Origin of the sequence: Paraburkholderia sp. BR14374 (assembly GCF_040948685.1) — a bacterium.
In the GTDB taxonomy this organism is placed as follows: Bacteria; Pseudomonadota; Gammaproteobacteria; order Burkholderiales; family Burkholderiaceae; genus Paraburkholderia; species Paraburkholderia youngii.
In genome coordinates, this window is sequence record NZ_JBFPKF010000040.1 from 1 (window position 1) to 18,185 (window position 18,185).

Below are 18,185 nucleotides of genomic sequence, written 5' to 3' on the forward strand. Positions count from 1 at the left end.
AGCTCCGCCTGTGCGAAATACGCCGACGCCTTGCGCAGGATTTCATTAACCTGGCGCAGCTCACGGTTCTCCCTCTCCAGCTCCTTGAGCCGATCCTGCTCCTGCGTGCTTGTGCCCGGGCGCAAACCCCGATTCCGCTCTTCCTTGCGCACCCAGCTGCGCAGTGTCTCGCCCGAGCAGCCAAACTTCGCCGCGATCGACGCGATGACTTTCCATTGCGAGTCGTGATCGCCTTGATGTTCCAGAACCATTCGCACAGCCCGCTCACGAACTTCAGGCGAGTACCTTGGGCACTTCTTCTTCGTGTTTTCCATAGCTCCATTTTCTCAAGAAGTGGAGCCTCCGGAAATCCCGGGGCGGTTCAAAGCATACTAGCCGGTGCGCCTGTCACGTACTTCCCGCCGCGACGGTGACCCGGCCTGGCTCACCTTTTGTGAGCTGGTTTTTGGGCGAAGCCCGAGTGCGATGGCGAATGACGCTGACTGTTAGTTGCAGTTTTAAATGGAAGTCATTGAACGGCAGCGATCGCAGCGATATGCTTCGGATCGACCATCAACCCGCCTCACCGACCGACGTACCCGAAGGAAACGACACCATGCGATTGCGACGCATCACCGCACGACGCTCTCCCGTACATGGCATGGCACTGTTCGCGCTACAGCCAATCGCCGCGGGCGAACGGGTCATCGAGTACAAGGGGGAATTGACCAGCTGGCGGCGCGCCGCTGCCCTCCAACGTTCTGAGGCTGGCCACACGTTCGTATTCGGTCTGTCTGATGGTCGTGTGATCGACGGCGGCCGGGGTGGCAACAGTGCCCGCTTTCTGAATCATGCCTGCCCCCCCAAACTCGGAAGCCATCGAGACGGGCGACAGGGTATTCATTCACACCCTCGCGCCTATCGCACCGGGTGACGAGCTCTTCATCGACTACGGTCTGTCAGTCGACGGCGCGGTCACCGACGACATCCGGATCCAGTACACGTGCCATTGTGGCGCATCGGGATGCCGCCGAACCATGCTGGGCAGCAATCCTGCGTCGGCATAATCCTCCTGCAGACCGTCCGACGCGCGATATCTCCGGCGTCTGATACAGACACCCCGCGCGCCGATATCTGAGCATGGCTTCTTGGCGGCACAGATGGGCGCCTAATTGCGATGGTTGGGCGCATTGCCGATCAACAGGCGATATCCATGGCGGCAAGGCAATTTGTCGGCGATTAATGCAACACCTGGGTTGACCCGTTCCGGCTATATGTGCGGATGTCACAATTGCGCCGCGTCAGCGCCATCCGCATCAATTTGACGCAGGCGCAAGCTGCACATCCTTGGAGATGGCGTTCCCGTCCCGAAGAATCGAGATCTTGGCCACCTGTCCCGCGTGGGCCTTGAGCAACTGGGCCGCGCTCGCCGGATCGCCCGTCGGTTCGCCGTCGATCGCCATCACGTAGTCGCCCTTGAAAATGTCGGCCTTGTAGGCGGGCGACCCGATCACGACGACCCGAACGAGCAGCCCCGAGTTGGTGCCTATCGCGCGATGCTGCTCAGGCGTCAGCGGGTTAAAGACCACGCCCGGGACGGCCGGCTTCTGCTTGACCCAGTAGCCGGCGTAATAGTTGGCGCGATGCACCGTCATCGGCACGATGTTCGTCGTGGTTCCATAGCTCGTACTGGTGCCGTAACCATTCACGTGGGTCGTGCCATACGAATTGAAGGCATTGCCGCTGAAGGATGAATAGGTCGTGGAGCTCCTGGGCGTGACGATCGGAACGGCGACCGTTTCGCTACCCGCACCGCTGGATGCGAGCACCACCAGGTCAGCGCCGAGGCTCCGAGCCTGCGACATGGCTTTCGACTCGGCAAAGCGCGACTCCGGGCCCTGAAACGAGGATTCTCCAACCAGAGCGTAGCCGCTTTCGGCCAGATGTTCGCTTTCTGCCTTGACGTCGGTGGCGTAGACGGCTTTTGGTTCGACTCCGGTTCTCACACCGACCTTTTCGTCGATCTGCTCACGAGTCATGCCGTGGTAATACTGGGAAAAGCCGTTGGCGCAACCTGCAAGAATGGAAAGACAAGCCAACGACCCGAGGAGGGTTTTCTTGATCATGGTCATCCGCGCGATGGCGTGAGTTTGTTTTAGAAATCGGCTACAGCTTGACGATGCTTCAGTTCGCGAGATGGTAGCAAAGACATCGTTTTTCGCCACTCGAACGACGCACCGAATGAGGCCTGTGTTGGTTTCTCGCATCGACCCCGATCTAACCGGTTGTTAGATCATCTATGAGAGAAAACCACAGCGGCAATGATGACAATCAGTCCCCAGATGACGATCCGCTTCAGGCCCGCGATTAGCGCGCGTTGCTCCGCCAGCTCGGTCATTAACGGAGCCAGCGGATCGCGTTGCCCTTGGGGCGACTTGTCCGCTTCCGCTTCGGCAAGCAGTTCGTCAGCCGGTCGCGGATCGAACGCGTGATAGTGTTCCTTTAGCTGGGCGCAGCGCTTGGTGTGAATGAACGACAGGCCGTGCGTCAGTCCCATCTCGATCTCGGCGCGGCGCGGCAACTTCAGCAACAGCAAGTCGTTAAAGAGCGCAGCGAACGTTAAGATGGTGCCGTCTTTCTCGCGCGCGGCGTCCATCTCCTCCTCGCTCATGTCGCTGGTGTTGCCATACCAGGCGCATCGCAGCGCGACGTCCTCGGAGTCGGGCTTGCCCACGGGCACGAGTTTCTTGTTGATGAGCACCTTGCCGTAGAGCGCAGCGATGAGACCTCGGAGTTCCTCGGCCATCGGCAGAGGGGTAAAGAAGCCCGTCTGATCCTTGTCGCCGAAACTGTCTTTGACCGCAATGGCTTTCCATCGTTCGAGAACGGCGAGCACTTCTTCCGTGCTCTGGTAAGTCCCGGTTCGCGAAGGATCGAGTTCGAGGAACACCTGGTGCACCGGGATGACCCAGTCGGGCGTAGCCGGGGCGATGGTGAGAAATTTGCGCAACGCCGCCTGCAGATTCCAGGCGTCGAGGTCGGGCCCTGAGCTTGAGGTTCGATCCCAGTTGAGCGCCGGATTGGACCAGGAGAATTGCACGAGCCGTCGCCACATGACCTCATCAATGTCCGCGACGAGGTTTTCGCGCGCGTAGAGCGAGCACAGCAGAAAGCGAGAATCGGGGTTTTTCAGGAGGCTCGCGGTCTGGTCGTCGTCGCCTTTCGTGAGCACCCGGTAGAGTTCGCCTTTGCCGGATGCGCCGTCGGCTAGCTCCTCGGAGTTCAGGACCGCCAGCGCGTTCGGGTTCGACAGGCATGCGAGTCGGATCGAGGACGCCGCTGGTCCCAACGAGCCGCCCCGTACGAAGCACCGTCCCGCTGGCGGCAAAGACCTCGCCCTCGTGGATTGAGTGCCCGCACAGTGTTTATCCCTTGCGCAAACGCTCGAGCGCCGCGAGATTCGAGCGGGTCTCGTCGTGCCAAGCCCGCTGAACTGCGCCGCAGAGGCCGTCCATCTCAACCACGAGCTGGCGCATCCTGACAACCTCAGCTATCAGGCGCCGGACCGTCAGGTCGTATTCGGACCCGGACGCGTGACTCGGACTAGAGTCCGCCATGGCGCGAACGTTCATCGTTGAAGAGAACGCGGCCTCTAACTGTATATTTATACAGTAGCGTAAGCTTGATGTTCCCGTCAACTGGAACACATTGAGTCCCTGGAAGCGAGGCGATATGGCTCGCAACGCTTCACAACCTGAGTCCAACGATCGTCACACAACGATTACCGGGTTTTCGGCGGACCGCTGTAGCGGCGCGCCGCCGCCACGATCGCCGCATCGCCGACTGGCCACCGAATCGGCAAAACGCCTATAATATATGGGCATATTGCCGAAGGAGGCTCCATGACAATCGTTTCGTTCAAACCGACTGGCGCGGCGGATCCGAGGCGGGCCGAGTTTGCCATGCTGGAGCAGTTACTCGATGCCCGGGTTCAGTCTGGCGCTGATCTGGCAGAGATAGCAAATGCCCGTGTGGACGTTGCTGTGATTGACCGGCTGTCCGAGCGCGGCCTGAAGGTGGACGAGCTCGCTTTCATCATCCCGCGACGCACGCTGACACATCGGCGCCAACATCACGAGCGGCTGTCGACGGACGAGTCCGACAAGGCAATTCGGCTCGCAAAGATTCTCGCTCAAGCCACTTCGACCTTCGGTGACCAGGACAAGGCAATGGCCTGGCTCAGGAACGGTCAGACCCGCTTTGGCGGTAAGTCGGCACTCGATATGGCAAGCACCGAGCATGGGGCACGTCTCGTTGAGGAAGCCCTTGTCCAGATAGACGAAGGGTACTTCGCCTGATGGTCCTTTGGAGAATAAGCAACTACGCGGATCTGAGAGGCGTAGGCGGACTACGCACTCCTGGGCGATGGCATTTCGCGGGACAACCCATTGTCTACCTGGCCGAACACCCGGCGCTAGCTCTCCTCGAAATTCTCGTCCATATGGAGATCGCAGGCGTGGGTCAGCTACCTGACGGCTATCAACTGTTGCGCGTCGAGGTAGGCGATGACGTTCTAGTCGCTGAGATCGCGGACGCCGACGTTCCGGACGACTGGCGGCAAAATTCTGACTGGTCGCGCGGCGCCGGCACAGAGTGGTTGCAGACAGAAACGAGCGCCGTGTTAAAGGTACCGAGCGCGGTCGTTCCTTTTGCCCACAACTTCCTGTTCAACCCAGTCCATCCCGCCGCCGACACGGTGCGGATTGTCGACACACTCCACGTAAAGCACGATGACCGAATCCTTAAGCTTCTGACTCGGGGCTGAATATCCGTACTGCCATACTCCAATGAGGCACCTGAAGACAATACGCAAAATCTAGACCTTCGTCTGCGGCCAGTAGACGGTACGCCTCAGCTAGCCAACGAAAAACCGGGCCTTTTCGTGTAGCATCGCCCGGAAAGCGAATAAATGCCGGCTGGTTCGTCGATGGTCTGGTGACGCGAGACTATTTCGATTCGATAGCAAAGAGATAGGGGGTGCATTGGAGCTATTGGGCCGAGACGCAACCACTTGATATCTTTTGGTCTTTTTTTTGCCCGCCAGCGGCAGCAAAACGTGGCGCGATATCGGAGAAAGCTGATGTGCACGAGCTACGAAGCCAATCCTAACGACGCCTGGGAGGTTTTTAGCCTGTTCCCGGAGCCTGAATTCGACTACAAGCGCGAGATCTACAAAGACTACTACGCCCCGATCTTCCGGCGCCGTGGTGACGCGTTCGAAACAGTTGGAGCCTCGTTCGGGATCGTTCCACGGCGGCATATCCCTCCGGGCGTGAAGGCGTTCGATACGATGAACGCGCGTTCGGAATCAGTCGGGGATAAGCGCAGCTTCAGCGGCGCGTGGAAGAATCTGCAAATCTGCCTTGTCTCATGCCGTGCGTTCTTCGAACCCAATTACGAGACGGGCAAAGCGGTGCGTTGGAGGATCGGCACAGGGAACGGCGATCCACTCGCGATCGCGGGATTCTGGCGCACCTGGAAGGAAGTCGACGGCTCGCATACGCTCTCGTTCACTATGTTCTTAGGGGTACAAATAGTTACCTGGCGGCTCCCATGGTATAGACTGGTTTTGCCTTTCCCTATTGCCTCGTAGAGGCGAGTGGCGGGAGGGGGTCCGGGGGAGGGCAATGCCTGTGGATAACTTGACCCTACAGCGATGGCACCAGCTCGACGCCGCCATCGTGCTTCGCGCACTTGCAGAACACGCGAAGCCTGACGCCTCCTTCGTGCCGACCAAGAACGCTGCCACGCGCCGGTGGCATGCCAATGTCCGAGGGCGTGAGTTCGAACTATTGTTGACTGGCCCTAAGTTCTGGGACAGTCGCGCGCAGCGTGGCGGTGGCGGCGCATTGGACCTCACGATGCACCTCACAGGCTGCGGGTTCAGAGAGGCCGCGGCCGTCCTGAAGGAGCATGCCCTGTGAGGCTCATCCTCGCCGACGACCACTGCGTGGTGGAGGAACGCTCGTTCGCGGGTTTTCCGCTACTAGTGCATGAAGATGGCACCGCAGTGGAACCTGCCCAAACCTTTCTCTGGGAAGTGTTGACGACGACAGGGCGCGTGCAAAGCCGTCTCACATGGGCCCAGTCTGAGACGTTCGACATTGGGGCCTGAATCGTCGACAATCGGTGGCTGCACCCTGTGATACCTCCGGACCTCGGCTACAAGCATGCTCAAACTCGCTTATCTCTTTCTCTCGATCACGCTCGCTACCCCGCTCTCGGCCTTGGCATACGGTGGTGATAATTCAGACTACGATCAATGCATTCTGCATTCGTTGGCAAATAGTCAGAGCAGCTTTGCGGCTCGCGAGATTAGCAACTCGTGCGACGCGCTTTACCGAAATGGCGCAATGCTTCTGCCGCGCGAAAGAGCGTATTACTTGTGTGTTCTGCAAAATGTGCAAACCGTGAGAGGAGCGTTCGCGGTCAACGAGATACTGCATGCATGCCGACGTCAAAACCAGATGTAGCACCGACGTCGTTGACGATCGCAGCGCTGAGATTCGCAAGATTCAGTTTCGATTGTTTCGTTGACCTCGCCCCGTCGTGACGTAGCGTGACCGTGACATGGACGGCTGCTTTCGGAAGGTCCCAAGGTCCGCAACAGGTCGTCCTGAACCGGTCGCCGTCGGGCTCTGTGCGGCCCCAGTTTCGGTCGGTGGGCCGCGAATCGACTCTGACGTTCTAGCGTCGGCTGCACCTTAGAAACGGACCTCGAGGGCAAGAACCTAGTCGCCTTTCAGGGCACGCTGCTGATAAGAGAAGGTTGATGCGAAAACACTGTCTACATTTATGAGTTGCCCGATGGTGCCACCGGCGCGCAATTTATCCTGGAGTACATGCTCAGCTTCCAGCAACTGCTCGCTTCTATTCAGAACGTCCTCGCATTGGGCGATTGGGACCACTACGACACCGTTTTCATCGCCAACCACAACGTCTCCCGGGGAGACCGCGACGCCGCCGCACTGAACCGTCACATTGACTTCGCCATATCCCGCGATGGCTGCGACGTTTGGAACGATCCCTCGGCACACAACTGGAAATCGTAGACGTCGTATCTCGGGGACGTCCCGGCAAGCACCGTCGATGACTGCAGCCACCACGCCACGATTCAGCGCGGAAAGCGTCATGTTCTCGCCCCAGAATGCTGTGCTGGCGGCCGTGTGCGCGTCAATCACTACCACGTCGCCCGGTTCGCTGATGTCGATCGCCTTGAAAGGCGCGGCGAGATCAGAAGCCAGGGTTTGCGCCGTCACGGCGGTGCCGACGAAAGCGACGGGCTCAAAGATCGGTCGCATCTGAACCGACATTGCGCCGAACCGTCCCATGCAATCGGACAATGCACATGTGACGGATTCGTAAGACGCAAGCAATGTCTGGTAGCGCTTCATGATTTCATTTGAAGGACGCACTATGGAAGGCGAGCTCATGTCAATTTCTCCGGGGCGGATTGATTGCTTTAAAAATACTCTGGCCAGGAAGTGATTGCGCATCAATCTTGTCCTCAAAGCTTAAATAAGCCGGAGCCGGCACCGGTGTGCATGCCATGATCTTGCTGTGTGCCGTCACTGTTAGATGCGGACGTTTGTCGTTCCAGCAGAGCACTTGCCGCCGTTCATGAAGATTTGGACGTCCGGTGGACTTTGGAAGCAGCCGTTGACCTTGCGCTAGCCCGACCGGCCGGAGAGGGTCGAAGGACTAAACCGCTCGCGCGGTAGGGGCTACGGTCAGACGCCGGTGGTCAGGGAGAGGCCGGCATCGCGGTTCCGTATGTTGGCGAATGAGGCAATCCGCCTCGTTCTCCAGCAGGAGCCCCATCATGACCTCCTCGCAGTCAAACGTCAGTCCGCTGCGCCAGCGCATGATCGACGACATGCGCATGCGCCAGCTTGCCCCCAAGACGCAGGACATCTATCTGCACATCGTGCGTGAGTTCTCCCGGTTTCTCGGGCGCTCACCTGACACGGCCACCGTCGAGGACCTGCGACGCTACCAGCTCCATCTGGTCGACCACGGCACATCGGCCGTGTCGCTGAACCACGCGATCACCGGCCTGAAGTTCTTCTTCACGGTCACGCTCGACCGGCCCGAGCTGATGGTCAGGATGCAACCGGTACGCGTGCCCCGCGTATTGCCCGTCGTGCTCAGCCCCGATGAAGTGCGGCGGCTCATCGAGGCCGCCGGCAACCTGAAGCACCAGACCGCGCTGTCGGTCGCGTATGGCGCGGTGTCAATGCCGACCGTAATTTCCCCAGTAGTGTCGAAGTAAAAATCCCCACCCTGTGTAACCGGTGATCAGCCGATGTTGTGTCGGGTGAGCTCCTCTTCGGGCGGCCTGGCCGTCGACGGACGGGTTCGGCGGGTGCGGGATTAAGGGAAGACGGCCGGTTACGTAAATGCTCGGGAAGCAGGTCGGCATGCTCGCGGCTCGGCGTACCGGATAACCGGCGGCTACGTAGTAAGCACCTTACAAGCTGGCTGCGGGTCTTGCGCAACATGATTCAGACCACCGAGACCAACGATTTGGCGAATGGGAAACGAAGTTTGCGGCTACTGCGTTCCGATACAGTTGCCAAGGTCGTACCCAATATTCAATATACGCCGCTGGAACGCGGGACAGGCGCCCGCTCCGGACAGTTTCCACGCGACAGCGTCAGGCACAAACATCACCTCACGAACCGGGTGATGCCCTATCACCCGGCACGCTGGCCGTGGTACATGGGTTCTTCCATCCATGAAATCGCTGGCAGAGTGGGAAAGTCCCTGAGGCATGCAAAAACATCCAGCGATTGGATGAACAATCAGGTTGTTCGTTGTTTGACAGATTATTCGACCAGACTCCTTTGTCCGGCACCGATCCCTGGTTCCGGCGTGTGCTTGCCGGCCTACTCTTCGCGAAGGAGATAGGCCAATTTTTCTGCCACGCGACTTCGAGCGGTGATTGGCCGTTTTACCGGGTGCAACCGCTCAGGAGGCGATTGTTGCTGCCGCCACGCACACGCCCGCGACCCTGGAGAGGCCAAAGAAGTCGAGCACGAATGTGATGCCGATGAACTCGGTGACGATCGTCAGCGCGTTCAGCAGAAACAGGTCGACGACGGTGCTCAGGAGAAGAGCGATTTCAGACGGTGCCAGAAGGTGGCGAACCGGTGGGAGTCGTGTTGCTGCAGCGACAGCATCGCGTCGTAGTGGAGGCGCGCTTCATCGACGTGTGGCAGGTTCGACAGGAGGAGGCCGAAGTTCATGATATTGCTCCGTGCGTCTGGCTCGACGCGTGATTGTGGAAAGCCAGCAGACACGGGCACCGGACGACGCGTCAAATGAACCCGGTCGTGGCCTACCTGCTTTCCTCGGTTAATGATCGAGGTGACTGCCATAAGGGATAACTGTCACTGTCCAGCATTTCGACTCCGTTCTGCTTCAAGTTCGCATGTAGCGATTGCTGCACGCGTGTTTCGCCGCGCGCCGGTTTTCCAATCAATTGACCGGGCGCGAAGGGGCGCGCCACCAGTTCAGTCTGTGCAGCGCGACGTCATGCGGTTCGCCCGAAGGCGGCTCCGCATGTTGTTAATCAACAGGGTGCACGGGAATATTGCTACGACGCGCACCGTCTGCCTGCTGGCAGGGCGGCGGCTGGAAAAGGCGGGCGCGGACGTCTTGCCGGTCAGGCAGCGAACTGGTTCGAATGTCGACTACTGCAAGAGTCCAAGGCACGAGCCCCTTTTGTGGAGACTTTTAAAGTCTAGGAGACGGGTAGCAGGCAAGTCAACGTGGATTCGTAAGCAAGACCGTATTTTCTGTGTAAACGACGGTCGTTGTCAGGCGGTCTGTTTCTGGATATTTCGGACGGAATAGGCCTCGCGGTGGCGGCTCAGGCTGGATTTGCAAAGAGGCCATCAAATGTTTCAAGCAGCGTTCGCCCTTGCCCCGTCAGCACGGGCAGACCTCCATCCTCTCCATTCCACTCAAGCTCGATCAGCCGCTGTTCGAGCAGCGTTTTGAACTCGCCTCTCTCCCGGTCAATCTGCGCGGGCGCGTCTCGTACCAGCACCAGCGTTGCATATTCGTGCGGACTTAGCATGTACTCTCCTTCATTAAAGGGAGCGGGCGAAGCCACCTTCATCAGCGGGTGATGTCCCAGCGATATCTCCGGGATTCGGCGCTCATTCCGGCACGGGTTCGGTGTCCCTTGCCGACCAGCTGATACTGGACACGCCCTTCTCCATGCTGATTCGACTCGCCATCAGTTCCAGCTTCGACTGGTACTTCGGATGCACGCGTACGGTCGCCGTGACCGCGACACGCGACCCGTCACCCTCGACGTCCTGGCTAACGAGGCTCTGGAACGACAACGGCTGTGAGTGCATCGAATTCGAGATCACCGTGCGGATATGAATCTCGTCCTGTTCCCGGCACACGACGCCCAGAACATATTCGCGGACAAGGTCGGCAGCCGAAACCGGTGTAGCGTTGATGGCGTGGCTGACCTCGCGCAGCAAGGTGTTGGTCAACAGCACGAGCGCTGTCCCCGCAATGGCGGGACCGAAGTGTCCGAGACTGCTCAAATCGCTAGCGTATTCCGTTGCCATTTTCGCGTCGGCCGCCGAATTTTTGTCATCTCCTGAGCTTACTGTTACCCGCTGTCTGGTAGCCGACATTCACATGCCCACGATGACAGGGGTCGAGCTTTATCTTCATCTGATCGCCGCAGGCCCAGTGATTCCGACGATCCTCGTCACTGCGTACCCTGGACAGCCTTCTTGCGGTCTTTGGGTGCACCGGTCCTCGGGATACAACGTGAACGCTGTATATGCCAGATGAACACTTCTACGTTTCTCGGCAAAACCTCGAGCGACTACTCCCTGGATGTCTTGTGGGAGGACGCTGGCCGAACCTTCTGCATGATTCGCTACGACAACGTAGAAGGCGCCACCTACGCTTTCCTGTCCGTTGCTGCGTCTGGCGAAAGCCCAACAACTGAAAGCGCGAATCATCTCATCCACGAGTACGGACTCAGACATCACCTGGACTCCGACTGGGTCCTGCGTCCGCTGGAGATGATACGCGAGCGAGGCAGGGTCATGCTGTTATTGAGTTTTACTAAATTCACGACAACCGATTCTCTACTGGCGCGTTATACGGTCATCACGTTGAAGGGGGACTCGGTTGATGGCCAAAATGGACGACGCTACGCGCAAGCGGGTGCGTGCCGGTCGCTTGATGTTGGCGGGCAAGACGCCCGCCGAAGCGGCAAAGATGGTCGGAGCGGCGCGGCAGACCGCATACACGTGGAATATAGCCGAGACGTAAGTGCTCTTCCGGGGAACGCCTCATGCGGAAGAAGGCAGTCCCCTGCCAACCTGCGGTGCGTTTTCCACTCTTCGCCAGAACCCATCCTTATGAGACATCCGTTATGAAAGCGTAGCGGGCGACGTGCGCGTAATGATCCCGACCAACGCTTTCGGGATGGGCGTCGATATTCCCGATATCCGTTTCGTCGTGCCATGGTGGCATCGATCTGGCGCGCCGGCTGGATAACGGGCACTATGCTTTCAACCGCGCCGGCGTGGTGACCGGTTCCGCGGCGTCCACGCGCAGCTCGAGCAGCGCAGCTCGCGGCGAAGCCAGCGTTGCGGCTAGCGCTGAGCGCAACGCTCCGGTCTCGTTGCACCGGATGCCGTCGGCACCGCACGCCATTGCGACCTGTGCATAATCGATTGGGCCAAGCTCGCAGCCGTAAGGCGGATTGCCGAGTTCCTTCTGCTCGAACACCACTTCGCCCAGCATGTCGTTGCGCATCACTACGATTTTCACCGGTAGCTGGTTCTTGACCGCCGTCGAAAGCTCCGCCATCAACATGGCAAAACCGCCGTCGCCGACTATCGCGACGACCTGACGGCCGGGGTTCGCCAACTGTGCGGAGATCGCGAACGGCAAGCCCGGCCCCATCGTCGCGAGCATCCCGGTCGCGACCAGTTGCTGCTGCCTTCGCAACGTGAGAAAACGAGCGGCGAAATGCGTGTTCGCGCCGCAATCCAGACATACGATCGCATCCGGCGCCAGCGCGTCGCTGATCGCGCGCATCGCGCTTTGCGGCCGAAGGGGGCTACGCTCGACTGCGGCGACCCGCTCCAGCAGTGCGTTCCATTGCGCGACGCGCGCCTGGATGTCGCGCAGGAAGGACTCGTCCTTCTGCCGCAGCAACGGCAGCAGCGCGCGCAACGTTTCCGTCGTGTCGCCCACGAGCCCCACCTCGACAGGAAAGCGCAGGCCGATCCGTTCCGGCCGCACATCGATCTGCACGCCGCGCGCCGCGCCGGGCTTCGGATAGGAATCGACCCAGGGCATCGTCGAACCGACGATCAGAACGGTATCGCAACGATGCATCGCCTCCTCGGACGGCATCGTGCCGAGGTGCCCGATGCCGCCCGTCGAAAACGGTGAATCGTCGGGCAGTACCGTGCGGCCGAGCAGCGCCTTGGCAACCGGCGCATTGAGCCGCGCGGCCACACGTTCGAGTTCGTCGCGCGCGCCGAGCGCGCCCTGCCCCGCCAGGACCGCGACGCGGCTGCCGGCGTTGATCAGCGCGGCGGCGGCCTGCAGGTCCGCGTTCGATGGCGTCGATGCCGGACGGCTCCATGCGGTCGATGTCCGCAAACCATGGTTTTCCATCGACGCCTTGTCATCCCCAAGCCGCTGCGCCTGCACGTCCTTCGATACCGCCAGATGTGCGACGCCGCGCTGACCCAGCGCATGGCGGCACGCGAGGTCCGTCACTACGAGTGCATGCCGCGGGCCCGTGACGGCGACGTTATAAAGCGCCACATCCTCCATCAGCGCGGGCGTGTTCACGCTTTGCTGGAAGCGGGTGCCGTGCAGGTCGTGAAACGTCAGTCCGGTGATGGCAAGCACCGGCGCGCCGTCGAAATGCGCATCGTAAAGGCCGTTCGTCAGATGGACGGCGCCGGGGCCCGTCGTGGCCAGGCACACGCCAAGACGCCCGGTCGCTTTGGCCCAGCCGCTCGCCATGAACGCCGCAGCTTCTTCATGTCGCACGCCGATGAAGCGGATCTTGTCCTGCCGTTTGCGCAGCGCTTCGATGAGCGGATTGATGCCGTCGCCCACCATCCCGAACACGTGATCGACATCCCATGCGAGCAGCGTGTCGACGATCACGTCGGCAGTCGTCGCATCTTGCGCAACGTCGAACGACGGTTGCCGGTCCTGATTCACCGGCTGACCGTGCGGAGCAAGCGCATCGGACTGCGCTGGTACGAGTTGCGCAGAGAAGAGTCCCGCGCCGCCGGCCGCTGCCGCTTTGAGCAACGAGCGGCGGCGATCGGAGCGCGGCGCGTCGGGGCTGGGATTCGACGGCTGCGTTTCGTCCGCGGCCTCGTTACCGGAATCTGCTGGGGTCGAAGGCATGAGCGTGCTCCTTTGCGCCGGGAGACCCGGGTGCGGTAACTGATAAGCATGACCACGCGCCATGCCTGCGGGTAACGGACCGGCCGGTGGAATGAGCAAATCCCGCTCCCGCAGGCTCCAGGGAAATCCGCTGCTTCGCTACTGGCCCGCTCCGGTCGAAGCGCTGTTCCCTGGTTCGGACGCCGACACGTCCATCTTGCCGCCGCCCGCGCTCATGCTGTCGTTGCCAGCCTCGTGCGCTTTCTGACAGGCCGCCAGGCTGGATACCAATAGCGTAGTTAGCAACACCACTCTTATGAATCGTTTCATCGTGAGTCCTGCCGTCTGTCGTTCGCGACGCTGCCAACGGATGTCTACGCATGCAGCACCGGGCATGCCCGGCCGCGCAAGCGACGGCGACCGACAGTCAAGCGCAACGTTCAGGCATGCCTAATGCACGCGATGAGGACACCGGCTCCGACACCCAAAGGAAAAGCATGTCCGCCCCGCCGTCCCTTATCCGACATTCGGCCAGACGTCCATCGCGACTCACCGCCGCGATTTTCGAGCTGTTGAACCCCGTTCCGTACGGGATGTTCGTCGGCGCGTTGATCTTCGACCTGACCTACATGAGCACGCGCAACGTGTTCTGGGGCAAGGGCGCGGCGTGGCTCGTCACGGTGGGCCTCGTCATCGCCATCATTCCGCGGCTGCTCAATTTCGGTCACGTATGGTTGCAGCGGCGTCGCCGGGTGACGCGTATCGAAAGAATCGACTTCTGGCTCAATCTGCTCGCCATCATCGCGGCGATCGTCAATGCGTTCGTGCATAGCCGCGACGCGTATGCGATGGTTCCGGACAATGTGATTCTTTCGGTCATCACCGTCGTGCTGCTGAGCATCGCGCACATTGCCATGGCGATGAACCGGCTCGATCTCATGGAGGTGACCCATGGATAAGCGCATCGCCGGCAGCGCGCTTTTCATCGCCATGTCGGCGCTCATGAGCGGCTGCAACGAACAGGCGCAGTACGATCCCTCGCAGCAGGCCGGAGCGAATCCGTCGATACCGCAGGCACGCAACTTCTTCGCGCCGCCGATGCAGGTGCCCAAGTTCGCGGGATGGAAAAACGGCGCGACGCCGAAGGTAGCCGAAGGCCTGAAGATCGAGAAGATCGCCTCGGGACTCGTGCATCCACGTCAGGTCTATACGCTTCCGAACGGCGACGTCCTCGTCGCGGAATCCAATAGCCCGAACGAAGAGGCCGTGACCACGCCGAAGCAGGTGATCGCCGGGCTGATCGAAGCCAGGTCGGGAAAGAAGGCGAAGGGCGCGAATCGCATCACGCTGCTCAGAAAACCCGCCAACGGTAACGGCGAATGGGAGCGGTATGTGTTCATCGACCACCTGCACTCCCCGTTCGGCATGCAGCTCGTCGGCGACACACTGTATGTCGCCGATACCGATGCGATCCTGAAGTTTCCGTACAGGACGGGCGAAACCAGCATCAGCGAGCGCGGCGTCGAACTCGCCGATCTTCCCGATACGGTCAACCATCATTGGACCAAGGCCCTGCTCGCCAGTCCCGACGGCAAGAAGCTGTATGTCGGTGTCGGCTCGAACAGCAATGTCGGCGAGAACGGCCTCGACATCGAGTACCGGCGCGCAGACGTGCTCGAGGTCGATACCGCGACGGGCGCGAGCCGCATTTACGCCGCGGGCATTCGCAATCCGACCGGTCTGCAATGGGAACCGTCGACGGGGCGACTCTGGGCCATCGCGAACGAGCGCGACGAGATCGGCCCCGATCTGGTGCCCGATTATCTGACGTCAGTGAAAGAACACGCTTTCTACGGATGGCCCTACAGTTACTATGGCCAGCACGTCGATCCTCGCGCTCAACCGCAGCGTCCCGACCTCGTCGCGAAGGCGATTCCTCCCGACTTCTCGATCGGCTCGCATGTTGCGCCGCTAGGACTCGTGTTCTATACCGGCAGCAATCTGCCCTCGCAGTATCGCCGCGGAGCGTTCATCGGCGAGCACGGCAGTTGGAACCGCTCGCCGTTGAGCGGTTACGTGGTCTCATACGTGGCGTTCGCGAACGGCAAGCCGGTCGGCGTGCCGAAGGATGTCGTGACGGGCTTTACATCGCCGGATCAGAAAGAGTTGTATGGCGCGCCGGTGGGCGTCGCTCAGGATCGCGAAGGTGGTCTTCTGATCGCCGATGATGTCGGCAATACAGTGTGGCGCGTGACGGGTGCAGGCGGCTGACCCCACGGGCCACCGCCACACGTTGCGCGATACACGCTCTGGGGCGACGTATCGGCATCCTAAGCCCAAGGGCAATGCCATAGGCCGAGGTGAGCCGAGCCTCGAATGACCAGCACGAGGAACAGCACCGGTATGAGCGCGATCGCATTCACGGCGGGTGAATGGGGCTGCCCGCGTCGCTCCTTCGATGTGTCAATTATGTGCACGCGTGGCAGAATGCCGAGCTCGATTGCTCGGGGTCGTCGTCGCCCTCAAGATCACCGCTCGTGAAGCGATGATCGTCGCGCGCATCGCGCTGATTACGCTCGGAATCTGCGCGCACGAAGGCTCTGCGCGGAAGAACGGCTGCTGGAACGCGAGCCGGGCTGCAACAGCAGCGTCGCGGCTTGACCGGCAGCCGATGACGATCGACGGAAACTGAAGCGATAAGCGACGGACACGGTGGGCGTGATCATCGATTCGCTATAGAATCTCGTGGCGGCGGACGGTCCGGTCCGTCGCAACGTGCGCGGCGCCGTTCTCTCCGCCTTTTCATAGCCCGGGCGCATCAGCGCTCTCAGCGCGATGATGCCGCCTTCACCCTCGTTGTCGGCGAGCATCACGTACCACGCCTATTCAGCATCACGACGGTCACGACGGCCCATACGATGATATATAGCACACCCATCACAATCTGCAGGTTCATCGAGCCCGCATCGACGACCGCTTGTCGCAACGCCTAAATCGGACTTACGCCGATGTCGCCGGACACGACACCGAGCGCGCGGGACATGCAACATCGGACACAACAATCATGTTCCAATCGGGCGAGTTGGCCCGCGATCTGAGGTCGATGTCTCGTCTTCCCAGTCGTGCCATTCGACGCGATGCGGTCTGCAAATAGCCGTTCACCGCCTCCCCGACTGTCGGGTAGATGCGGCCGTCACCGAACATGTCGAACATGTAGTAGTGCTTGAGACTGTCTTTTACGGGCCTTTCAGTTCAGCGAAACACAGTTTGAGCTGCCGTCCGGCCAGTTCGCCGTGCAATCTTTCGAGCACGTCGGCGGCCGTGAGATCGATGTCGGTGAAGGGCTCCGCCGCGATGACGATCCAGCGTGCCGGCTCGGGCGATTCATCGACGGCGCGCAACACGTGCTCGCGGAAGATCTCGCCATTGGCGAAAAAGAGGGGGGCATCCCAGCGCAGCAGCACAAGACCGGGCACGCGCCGCGCTTCCGGATGGCGCGACACGTCGTGATAGCCCTTCAGGCCGTCGACGCGTCCGAGCACGGCATCGTAGGGACGCCAGGCGCGCCATAGAAAAGACAGCACGCTGAGCAACAGCGCCAGTGCAATGCCGTTTACGACACTGAGAATTGCAACGCCGACAAAGCACACCACCGCCTGCACGAACTCTCTTTTGCGCAGCCGATAAAGCCGCAGGACGCCTTGGACCTCGACCATGTTCAGGCATCAACCGTAGCTGGACGTGGCCGCAAATCCCTTGCCGTAACACCTTGCGTTACGAGCCCGATCCGCTGGCCGGCGTTCGCGGCCCAGGTTTCCCGTTCAGTAGATACGCCACGATTACGGCGAAGCCGATGACAACAATTGCGAATCCAATTGCTTGACGTACGCGGGCGAAAAAATTCGCCGACGCAACGCATATCTCCCCAGCCCCCGCTACTGGTCCTGCGCAACATCATGCAGTCCATCGAAATCGTGGAACAGGTCCCAACGCCGTGCGGGATTTGCGACAAAGACAATCGCGTTATAGCCGCCGAGATCCACTCAAGGCCCGCTACCTCAACGAGATTGGCAGGATGATCAACGGGATGCCCTGCAGATGCAGGCGGCGCTGAAGGCCGAGCGCGGTCTGGTTGTGCAGCCATTCGCCGAAACGCCGGCCTACCGGCAGGATCAGTCGATTGGAAAAGCAGACACATCCCGGAAAACTCGCCGCCGTGGCCAGAATCAGCCGCTCCAGCTCCACGATAGTATCTATACCATTGCCAACCGTGCGAGTGACACAAAGGCCGGCTTTCGAGCAATAGGCTTCCAGCTGATGCAGTGACGCGTCAAGGCGCTCCTGCCTGCGCCAGATGGCCTCCGGCGTGCCGAGTGCCTCCGCCTGCACCTTCACCACACCGACGAGCACGACGGCGCGAAACTGCTCCGGAAACAGCTGCTGAATCCACAAGAACGTGTGAACCGCCGGTCCCCAGTGTTCTGTAACAGGCAGCACCGCGACCTGGTGACCCGATATCGACTCTTGCGTGCAGGCGGAAACGAACTCGTGCGCGGGCAAGGCAAAGTTCGCATCCATTTCGCGCCGCCTGTCCTCGACTCAATCGTATTGTCGCCGTATTACCATGCAGCCCGCGATCACCAGCAACGTCACGGACAGGGTCGCCCAGCCGCCCGAAGAAAACTTTTGTGTCAGGGTCACGAGAAGTATCGTCGCCGCGATCGCAAAGCCTGCGCCGG

At 60.5% G+C, this 18,185-nt stretch carries 16 protein-coding genes and 7 pseudogenes; 10 read left to right on the plus strand and 13 right to left on the minus strand.

Annotation, left to right across the window (positions count from 1 at the left end):
* On the minus strand, window positions 1–314 hold a 314-nt coding region (locus AB3X86_RS36325), incomplete at its 3' end, for a transposase (RefSeq protein ID WP_368599689.1).
* Window positions 315–595: 281 nt separating this feature from the next.
* On the opposite strand from AB3X86_RS36325, the pseudogene AB3X86_RS36330 reads away from it, so the two are divergent.
* Window positions 596–1,046 (plus strand): annotated as a pseudogene (locus tag AB3X86_RS36330) (SET domain-containing protein).
* Window positions 1,047–1,295: 249 nt separating this feature from the next.
* Here the strand turns inward: AB3X86_RS36330 and AB3X86_RS36335 are convergent.
* Window positions 1,296–2,105 (minus strand): PDZ domain-containing protein, encoded by an 810-nt coding sequence (locus tag AB3X86_RS36335; protein WP_368599690.1) that lies wholly within the window; start codon window positions 2,103–2,105, stop codon window positions 1,296–1,298.
* Between the two features lie 167 nt (window positions 2,106–2,272).
* Window positions 2,273–3,328, minus strand: a complete 1,056-nt coding sequence (locus AB3X86_RS36340) for a hypothetical protein (protein WP_368599691.1) — start codon at window positions 3,326–3,328, stop codon at window positions 2,273–2,275.
* A 553-nt stretch (window positions 3,329–3,881) separates the two neighbouring features.
* Between AB3X86_RS36340 and AB3X86_RS36345 the strand changes: the two genes are divergently transcribed.
* From AB3X86_RS36345 to AB3X86_RS36360, 4 genes are all read left to right on the plus strand, one after another.
* Window positions 3,882–4,337: an antitoxin Xre/MbcA/ParS toxin-binding domain-containing protein gene (locus AB3X86_RS36345; protein WP_368599692.1), complete on the plus strand. Its 456-nt coding sequence runs from the start codon at window positions 3,882–3,884 to the stop codon at window positions 4,335–4,337.
* Complete coding sequence (locus AB3X86_RS36350) at window positions 4,334–4,804, plus strand: RES family NAD+ phosphorylase (RefSeq protein WP_368599703.1); 471 nt, start codon at window positions 4,334–4,336, stop codon at window positions 4,802–4,804. The genes AB3X86_RS36345 and AB3X86_RS36350 overlap by 4 nt, the downstream gene beginning before the upstream one ends.
* A 315-nt stretch (window positions 4,805–5,119) precedes the next feature.
* Entirely contained in the window at window positions 5,120–5,632 is a 513-nt protein-coding gene (locus tag AB3X86_RS36355) for an SOS response-associated peptidase family protein (RefSeq protein WP_368599693.1), read from the plus strand.
* A gap of 577 nt (window positions 5,633–6,209) precedes the next feature.
* Window positions 6,210–6,512, plus strand: coding sequence for a VF_A0006 family four-cysteine protein (locus tag AB3X86_RS36360; RefSeq protein WP_368599694.1), 303 nt, complete (start codon window positions 6,210–6,212; stop codon window positions 6,510–6,512).
* 258 nt (window positions 6,513–6,770) lie between these two features.
* Here AB3X86_RS36360 and AB3X86_RS36365 read toward each other — a convergent pair whose 3' ends face one another.
* Window positions 6,771–7,535, minus strand: a complete 765-nt coding sequence (locus AB3X86_RS36365) for an RraA family protein (protein WP_368599695.1) — start codon at window positions 7,533–7,535, stop codon at window positions 6,771–6,773.
* Window positions 7,536–7,861: 326 nt separating this feature from the next.
* Here AB3X86_RS36365 and AB3X86_RS36370 point away from each other — a divergent pair.
* Window positions 7,862–8,269 (plus strand): annotated as a pseudogene (locus AB3X86_RS36370) (site-specific integrase); the annotation flags it as partial.
* Between the two features lie 82 nt (window positions 8,270–8,351).
* Here AB3X86_RS36370 and AB3X86_RS36375 read toward each other — a convergent pair.
* The 4 genes and pseudogenes from AB3X86_RS36375 to AB3X86_RS36390 form a co-directional block, all read right to left on the minus strand.
* Window positions 8,352–8,468: pseudogene (locus tag AB3X86_RS36375) on the minus strand (AAA family ATPase); the annotation flags it as partial.
* A 678-nt stretch (window positions 8,469–9,146) separates the two neighbouring features.
* Window positions 9,147–9,287 carry a hypothetical protein gene (locus AB3X86_RS36380; protein ID WP_368599696.1) on the minus strand — a complete coding sequence of 47 codons (141 nt, stop codon included), beginning with the start codon at window positions 9,285–9,287 and terminating at the stop codon, window positions 9,147–9,149.
* 626 nt (window positions 9,288–9,913) lie between these two features.
* Window positions 9,914–10,123, minus strand: a complete 210-nt coding sequence (locus AB3X86_RS36385) for a hypothetical protein (protein WP_368599697.1) — start codon at window positions 10,121–10,123, stop codon at window positions 9,914–9,916.
* Between the two features lie 82 nt (window positions 10,124–10,205).
* A pseudogene (locus tag AB3X86_RS36390) lies at window positions 10,206–10,595 on the minus strand (MgtC/SapB family protein); the annotation flags it as partial.
* A 616-nt stretch (window positions 10,596–11,211) separates the two neighbouring features.
* Between AB3X86_RS36390 and AB3X86_RS36395 the strand changes: the two are divergent.
* Window positions 11,212–11,334, plus strand: a pseudogene (locus tag AB3X86_RS36395) (IS630 family transposase); the annotation flags it as partial.
* 252 nt (window positions 11,335–11,586) lie between these two features.
* On the opposite strand, the gene AB3X86_RS36400 reads toward AB3X86_RS36395, so the two are convergent.
* Entirely contained in the window at window positions 11,587–13,467 is a 1,881-nt protein-coding gene (locus tag AB3X86_RS36400) for a thiamine pyrophosphate-binding protein (protein WP_368599698.1), read from the minus strand.
* A 476-nt stretch (window positions 13,468–13,943) separates the two neighbouring features.
* Here AB3X86_RS36400 and AB3X86_RS36405 point away from each other — a divergent pair, with 476 nt between their 5' ends.
* Both AB3X86_RS36405 and AB3X86_RS36410 read left to right on the plus strand, forming a co-directional pair.
* Window positions 13,944–14,405, plus strand: coding sequence for a DUF2231 domain-containing protein (locus tag AB3X86_RS36405; RefSeq protein ID WP_368599699.1), 462 nt, complete (start codon window positions 13,944–13,946; stop codon window positions 14,403–14,405).
* Window positions 14,398–15,717 carry a sorbosone dehydrogenase family protein gene (locus AB3X86_RS36410; protein WP_368599700.1) on the plus strand — a complete coding sequence of 440 codons (1,320 nt, stop codon included), beginning with the start codon at window positions 14,398–14,400 and terminating at the stop codon, window positions 15,715–15,717. Before AB3X86_RS36405 ends, AB3X86_RS36410 begins: the two co-directional genes overlap by 8 nt.
* Before the next feature lie 59 nt (window positions 15,718–15,776).
* Here AB3X86_RS36410 and AB3X86_RS36415 read toward each other — a convergent pair whose 3' ends face one another.
* Window positions 15,777–15,923 carry a hypothetical protein gene (locus AB3X86_RS36415; protein ID WP_368599701.1) on the minus strand — a complete coding sequence of 49 codons (147 nt, stop codon included), beginning with the start codon at window positions 15,921–15,923 and terminating at the stop codon, window positions 15,777–15,779.
* Between the two features lie 23 nt (window positions 15,924–15,946).
* On the opposite strand from AB3X86_RS36415, the gene AB3X86_RS36420 reads away from it, so the two are divergent.
* Window positions 15,947–16,138 (plus strand): hypothetical protein, encoded by a 192-nt coding sequence (locus tag AB3X86_RS36420; RefSeq protein WP_368599704.1) that lies wholly within the window; start codon window positions 15,947–15,949, stop codon window positions 16,136–16,138.
* 70 nt (window positions 16,139–16,208) lie between these two features.
* Here AB3X86_RS36420 and AB3X86_RS36425 read toward each other — a convergent pair.
* From AB3X86_RS36425 to AB3X86_RS36435, 3 genes and pseudogenes are all read right to left on the minus strand, one after another.
* Window positions 16,209–16,316: pseudogene (locus AB3X86_RS36425) on the minus strand (hypothetical protein); the annotation flags it as partial.
* Window positions 16,317–16,508: 192 nt separating this feature from the next.
* Window positions 16,509–17,171, minus strand: a pseudogene (locus AB3X86_RS36430) (STAS domain-containing protein); the annotation flags it as partial.
* A gap of 328 nt (window positions 17,172–17,499) precedes the next feature.
* A complete protein-coding gene (locus AB3X86_RS36435; protein ID WP_368599702.1) occupies window positions 17,500–18,024 on the minus strand; it encodes a hypothetical protein in 525 nt (174 codons plus the stop codon).
* Between the last annotated feature and the right edge of the window lie 161 nt (window positions 18,025–18,185).